General features: G+C 67.8%; 6 protein-coding genes and 1 pseudogene. 4 read left to right on the plus strand and 3 right to left on the minus strand.

The window, feature by feature from the left end:
• From JNN06_RS04015 to JNN06_RS04030, 4 genes are all read left to right on the plus strand, one after another.
• Positions 1-1,194: 4-aminobutyrate--2-oxoglutarate transaminase (locus tag JNN06_RS04015; RefSeq protein ID WP_291238310.1), on the plus strand; the 1,194-nt coding region annotated here is incomplete at its 5' end.
• Between the two features lie 225 nt (positions 1,195-1,419).
• On the plus strand, positions 1,420-2,142 hold the full coding sequence (locus JNN06_RS04020; RefSeq protein WP_291238311.1) for an ABC transporter ATP-binding protein: 723 nt from the start codon (positions 1,420-1,422) through the stop codon (positions 2,140-2,142).
• The gene (locus JNN06_RS04025) at positions 2,117-2,710 is read left to right on the plus strand and encodes an energy-coupling factor transporter transmembrane component T (RefSeq protein ID WP_291238312.1); all 594 of its coding nucleotides are present in this window, start codon (positions 2,117-2,119) and stop codon (positions 2,708-2,710) included. Before JNN06_RS04020 ends, JNN06_RS04025 begins: the two co-directional genes overlap by 26 nt.
• A gap of 27 nt (positions 2,711-2,737) precedes the next feature.
• The gene (locus JNN06_RS04030; protein WP_291238313.1) at positions 2,738-3,277 is read left to right on the plus strand and encodes a biotin transporter BioY; all 540 of its coding nucleotides are present in this window, start codon (positions 2,738-2,740) and stop codon (positions 3,275-3,277) included.
• Positions 3,278-3,300: 23 nt separating this feature from the next.
• Here the strand turns inward: JNN06_RS04030 and JNN06_RS04035 are convergent, their stop codons facing one another.
• The 3 genes and pseudogenes from JNN06_RS04035 to JNN06_RS04045 all read right to left on the minus strand — a co-directional run.
• Positions 3,301-4,098 carry a trypsin-like peptidase domain-containing protein gene (locus JNN06_RS04035; protein ID WP_291238314.1) on the minus strand — a complete coding sequence of 266 codons (798 nt, stop codon included), beginning with the start codon at positions 4,096-4,098 and terminating at the stop codon, positions 3,301-3,303.
• An 80-nt stretch (positions 4,099-4,178) separates the two neighbouring features.
• Positions 4,179-5,480, minus strand: coding sequence for a glycolate oxidase subunit GlcF (gene glcF / locus JNN06_RS04040; protein WP_291238315.1), 1,302 nt, complete (start codon positions 5,478-5,480; stop codon positions 4,179-4,181).
• Position 5,481: 1 nt separating this feature from the next.
• A pseudogene (locus JNN06_RS04045) lies at positions 5,482-6,048 on the minus strand (glycolate oxidase subunit GlcE); the annotation flags it as partial.

The following is a 6,048-nucleotide window of genomic DNA, read 5'->3' on the forward strand; positions in this document are numbered from 1 at the left end:
GCGCTGAACTCGGAAATCTGGGATATCGAGGGCAACCGCTATATCGACTTCGCGGCGGGCATCGCCGTGGTGAATACCGGCCATTGCCACCCCAAGGTCATGGCCGCCGTGGCCGAACAGATGGGCCGCTTCACCCATACCTGCCATCAGGTGCTGCCCTATGAGAACTACATCCGTCTGGCCGAGCGTCTGAACGCCGCCGCGCCGGGGGCTTATGCCAAGAAGACGATCTTCGTGACCACCGGCGCCGAAGCCGTTGAAAACGCTGTAAAGATCGCCCGAATCCACACCGGCCGCAATGCCGTGATCGCCTTTGGCGGCGCCTTCCATGGCCGCACGTTCATGGGCATGACCCTGACCGGCAAGGTGGAGCCCTACAAGAAGGGCTTCGGCGCGATGATGCCCGATGTCTATCACGTGCCCTTCCCGCAAGACCTGCATGGCGTGACCACCGCAGATGCCATGTCGGGCATCACCAAGCTGTTCAAGAACGACCTCGATCCGGGCCGCGTGGCCGCCATCATTTTTGAACCCGTGCAGGGCGAAGGCGGCTTTTACCCGGCGCCCGCCGATCTGGTGCGCGCCATCCGCAAACTGTGCGACGAGCATGGCATCGTGATGATCGCCGACGAGGTGCAGACCGGCTTTGCCCGCACCGGCACCATGTTCGCCATGCATGGCTATGATGTGACCGCCGACCTCACCACCATGGCCAAGGGTCTGGGCGGGGGCCTGCCGATCGCCGCCGTGACCGGCAAAGCCGAGATCATGGATGCCGCCAATCCCGGCGGTCTGGGCGGCACCTATGGCGGCAACCCGCTGGGCATCGCCGCCGCCCATGCAGTGCTGGACGTGATCGAGGAGGAAAAGCTCTGCGACCGCGCCAATGAGCTGGGCTCGCGTCTGAAACAGCGGCTGGAGGCCATCCGCGCCACCACGCCGGAAATCGCGGATATTCGCGGCCCCGGCTTCATGGTGGCGGTGGAATTCGCCAATCCGTCCAACAAGGCCCCGGACCCCGATTTCACCAACCGCGTGAAAGCCGAGGCGCAAAAGCGCGGCCTGATCCTGCTGACCTGCGGCGTCTATGCCAACGTGGTGCGCTTCCTCGCCCCGATCACCATCCCTGACGCGATCTTCGCCGAGGCGATGGAGATTCTGGAAGCCTCGGTCGCCGCCGCCCGCGCGGCCTGAGCCTGACAACAGCGGGGGCCAGCCCCCGCACGTTCCTAAGCAGCGGGGGCCAGCCCCCGCGCCCCCGGGATATTTGAGCCAAGATGAAAGCCACCGCGCCCATTCATCTGTTCAAAAATATCCTCGGGGGGAGAATGAGCCGCAGGCTCAGAGGGGGGCAGACAGCCCCCCTTTCTTCATCTTCGCCAGCTTGTGCAAAAAGCTTAACCTCGCTAAGCGAGGGCCATGGATGCGGGGATCACTCTCAGCGGGGTTCATTTCGGCGTGCAGGGCAAGGCGATCCTGCACGGGTTGGACCTGTCGCTGCGTGAGGCGCGGATCGGCATCATCGGGCGCAATGGTTCGGGCAAGACCACGCTGTTGCGTGTGATGGCCGGGCTGGTCACGCCCATGGCGGGCACGGTGCGGGTGGCGGGGCTGGACCCGGCGCAGGACCGCAAGGCCATGCTGGGGGCCATTGGCATCCTGTTCCAGAACCCCGATCACCAGATCATCTTCCCCACGGTGGAGGAGGAATTGAGCTTTGGTCTGCGCCAGATGGGGCAAAGCGCCCCGGAGGCGCACGCCGCCGTCGCGACCTTGCTGGAGGCCGAGGGCCGCGCGCATTGGGCCAAGGCGCTGGTCTCCAGCCTCAGCCAGGGGCAGAAGCAATGGCTTTGCCTGATGGCGGTGCTGCTGATGCGCCCGGCGACGCTGTTGCTGGACGAGCCTTTTGCGGCGCTGGATCTGCCAACCCAAAGCCGCCTCACCCGGCGGCTGGCCGGTCTGCCGCAGCGGCTGATCACCATCAGCCATGATCCGCAGGCGGTGATGGCCGCAGACCGGGTGATCTGGCTGGAGGCGGGGCGCGTGGCCGCTGACGGGCCGCCTGCCGAGGTTCTGCCCGCCTTCCGGGCCGAGATGGACCGGATCGGAGAGTGCGATGCTGACACAGATCTCGGCCATTGAAACGCCGCTGCATCATTGGCCTGCGGGCCTCAAGCTCGGGCTGATGGTCGCGGGAAGCCTCGCGCTGTTCACCCTGCAAGGCTGGGCCCTGGCTCTGGCCGCCACCGGCGTTGCGGCGGTCTATCTGTCGCAAGGGCCGCGTTTCAGCCTTGAGGGGCTGCGGCTTTTGCGCCCGCTTTGGCCGTTTCTGCTGCTGCTGGCGGTCTGGCATCTGTGGCTGTGGCAGCCCTTGCACGGCGCGCAGATCGCGCTGCGCCTGATCGCAGCGGTCGGGTTGGCAAATCTGGTGGCGCTGACCACCCGGCTGGAAGCCATGCTGGCGCTGATCGAGCGCCTGCTTTCCCCGCTGCGCTGGCTGGGGCTGAACCCGCGCCTGCCCGCGCTGGCGATGGCGCTGCTGCTCCGCTTCGTGCCGGTTTTGCTGGACAAGGCCGGGCTTCTCATGCAGGCATGGCGCGCGCGCAGCCCTCGCCGGGTCGGAGCGCGGATCGTCCTGCCGCTGGCCCTGGCCGCGCTGGACGATGCCGATCACGTGGCCGAGGCCCTGCGCGCGCGGGGCGGGCTGTAACTCCCCTCAGGTTTTTCAGGAGACATCATGGAACGCAACCTGACCCATATCGCCCTCTTCGCGGCGCTGATCGCGGCGCTTGGCTTTCTGCCGAAGATCGACCTGGTTTCGGGCGTGCCGATCACGGCGCAATCGCTGGGCGTGATGCTGTGCGGCACCGTGCTGGGCGCCAGGCGTGGCGCGCTGGCGGTTCTGCTGTTCCTGGCGGTCGCGCTGGCTGTGCCGGTGCTGGCCGGGTTCCGCACGACGCTGATGGCGCTGAACTCGCCCACGGCCGGTTACATCATCGGCTTCCCGCTGGCCGCCTTCACCGCCGGTCTGGTGGTGGAGCGTCTGCGCATCGACATCTTCCCCGCCGCCTTCCTCGGTGCCGTGCTGGGTGGCATCGGCGTGCTGCATGTCTGCGGAATCCTCGGCATGTCGGTGATGCTGGAGAAAACCCTGCCCGAGGCCGCCGTTCTCGCGCTGCCCTTCCTGGCCGGTGATCTGCTGACAGCGGGCCTTGCCGCAGCCGTTACCCGGTCGATCGCCCGGCTGCGCCCGGCCTCGGTGCTGTCGCGCGCCTGAGCGCCCCGGCCTCAAGCGCGTGATTATTCGGTGGGGCGCACGAAACGTGTCGCCCCGCCGCCCCGCAAGACGCGGACATTGCCAGGGCGCGGGGCGCCTTCCTCGCGCAGCAATTCGGCCTGCAAATCGGCCAGCGGCGCCTCCAGTGCAGTGCCAAGCGCCACCTTGCGCCCCTCGACCTCGGCCTTGGCCGAGACGACCGAGACCACCCGCGCCACCCCGCCCTCAAAGCTGAAGATCGGCGCGCCGGAAGACCCGAAATCCACATCGCAAGACAGCATCAGCATGTCTTCGCGCTCGGCCAGCACCTCGCAGACCTGTTGCAGCGAGGGGGCCTCGGCCCGGTCCTTGGCATAAGAGACCACGCCCACCTCGGCGCCGCGATGCGGCTGCGCGGCGGTGCCGAAGGGCGCGACCGAGGGCAGGCGGATCGGCTGATCCAGTTGCAACAGCGCCACATCATAGGGCACCCGCGCCTCCAGCGACTGCCCGCCATAGACATATTCCGGATGGGCCACGGCCCGGCGCACATGGCGATAGGCCTCGGCCCGGCCATTGCGCCAACCGGCCAGAAACTCGATCTCTGCCGCGTCGATCCGGGCGCCGGTTTCCTTGTCGAACAGGCAATGCCCGGCGGTCAGCACCAGATCGGGCGCGATCAAGGCCCCGGTGCAAAAGCCCTTGGTGCCCAGATTGAGCCGCCCGACCGCCTCCCAGCCCCGGCCCGCATCGCTGGTCTCCAGGCTGCGCAGCCCCATGTCCTGCGCCTGTGACGGCAGGGCGAGCAAGAGGGCAGCAAGGATCAGGGGCAAGGGGCGCATCATGGCTCGGGCTTAGCAGGGCAGTTCGGCAGCAATGTGGCAAACGCCCGGTTAACGCAAGCCGGGATGTGGGGCGGCGTTCAGGCCAGCCCCGCCGCCACCAGCGCGCGCGGCGCAGGCCCGCCCGTCGCCCAATCCAGCAGCTCCACCGTATGCACCACCGGCACCCCGGTGCCCGAGCCGATCTGCATCATGCAGCCGATATTCCCGGCGGCAATCACCTGCGGGGCGCGCGCCTCCAGCGTCGCCACCTTGCGGCGTTTGAGTTCGCCCGAAATCTCGGGTTGCAGCAGGTTATAGGTTCCGGCCGAGCCACAGCAGAGATGCGGATCGGCTGGCTCCACCACCTCGAACCCCGCCGCTTTCAGCAGGTCTTTCGGCGCCGATTTCACCTGCTGCCCATGCTGCAAGGAACAGGCGGCGTGATAGGCCACGCGCAGGTTTTTCCGCGCTTCGGCCTGCGGCAGCCCCAGCTTCACCAGCAGTTCCGAGACATCCATCGCGAGGCCCGAGACCTCCGCCGCCTGCCCCGCCAGCGCATCGTTGCGGAACATATGGCCGTAATCCTTCACCGTGGTGCCGCAGCCCGAGGTGTTGATGACAATGGCATCAAGCCCCCCGTCCGCCTTCACCCCCTGCCAGGCGGAGATATTGGCGGCGGCCTGCGCATGGGCCTCGCCCTCGCGGCCCATGTGATGCGTCAGCGCCCCGCAGCAGCCCATGCCCTTGGCCACCACCACCTCGCAGCCCAGGCGGCGCAGCAGGCGGATGGTGGCGTCATTGATGTCGGTGTTCAGCGCCTTTTGCGCGCAGCCGGTCAGCAGCGCCACCCGCGCGCGTTGCGGCGCGGTGGGGGCAAAGCTCTGCGGATCGTCGTTGCGACTGACCGGCGGCACTTCCTTGGGCGCCATGGCGATCATCGCGCGCAGCCGCGCATCGGGGATCAGCGCCGCGAAGGGCCGCGCCATCTTGGCCCCCAGCAGCGAGAGGCGGAACAGCAGCGGGTTCGGGATCACTTTGGCCAGCACCCACCGCAAGGCGCGGTCATGCCACGGGCGGGTATAGGTTTTCTCCACATAGGCTCGGGCTTGGTCGATCAGGTGCATATAATGCACGCCCGAGGGGCAGGTGGACATGCAGGCAAGGCAGGACAGGCAACGGTCGATATGCTTCACCGTCTTCTCATCCGCCGGGCGGCCGCTTTCCAGCATCTCCTTGATCAGGTAGATGCGGCCGCGCGGGCTGTCCAGCTCGTCACCCAAGACCTGATAGGTGGGGCATGTCGCGGTGCAAAAGCCGCAATGCACGCAGGATCGCAGGATCTGGTTGGCGCGGTTCAGGCCGGGGTCTTGCAGCTGTTCGGGGGTAAAGAAGGTCTGCATCTCAGGCTCCGGTCTGCGCGGAAAACAGCCCGCGCGGGTCAAACTGGCGGCGCAGGCCTTCGGTCAAGGCGGCAATGCCGGGGGCCTCGGGCGCGGGGTCGGGGCGGGTGAGGCAGGTGGCATGGCCGCGAAAGGCGCCCGCCCGCGCCCGCAGATCGGCCCCCGGCGCCATGCGCACCCAGACCAGCCCGCCGCCCCAATCATACAGCACCGCCTCGGCGCCGATGCGCGCGACCAGTGCCGCCGCCTCGGAGGGCACCAGATGCAGCCGCCACAGATCGCCCGGCACCAAAGCCAAGGGCGCCACGTCCCGGATCGCTCCCCAAGGTGACACGGAGGGGGAGGCCACTTCCTCCGCCGCCCCAAACGGCGCCAGCAAAGCCTGCAACCGCCCCAGGCGATAGCGCACCGAGGTCTCGAACCCCTCGATCCGCAGAAAGCTGCCCTGCCCCGGCCAATGCGCCGCGCCTGTCACCTCATAGGGCGAGCCAAGCGCCAGCGAGAGCGCCGCGACGGCTTGCGCGTCACTCAACCCATGCAAACACAGCGTCGCCTCCGCCTCCGGCAC

It is taken from the genome of Gemmobacter sp. (genome assembly GCF_016792925.1).
Taxonomy (GTDB): Bacteria; Pseudomonadota; Alphaproteobacteria; order Rhodobacterales; family Rhodobacteraceae; genus Gemmobacter.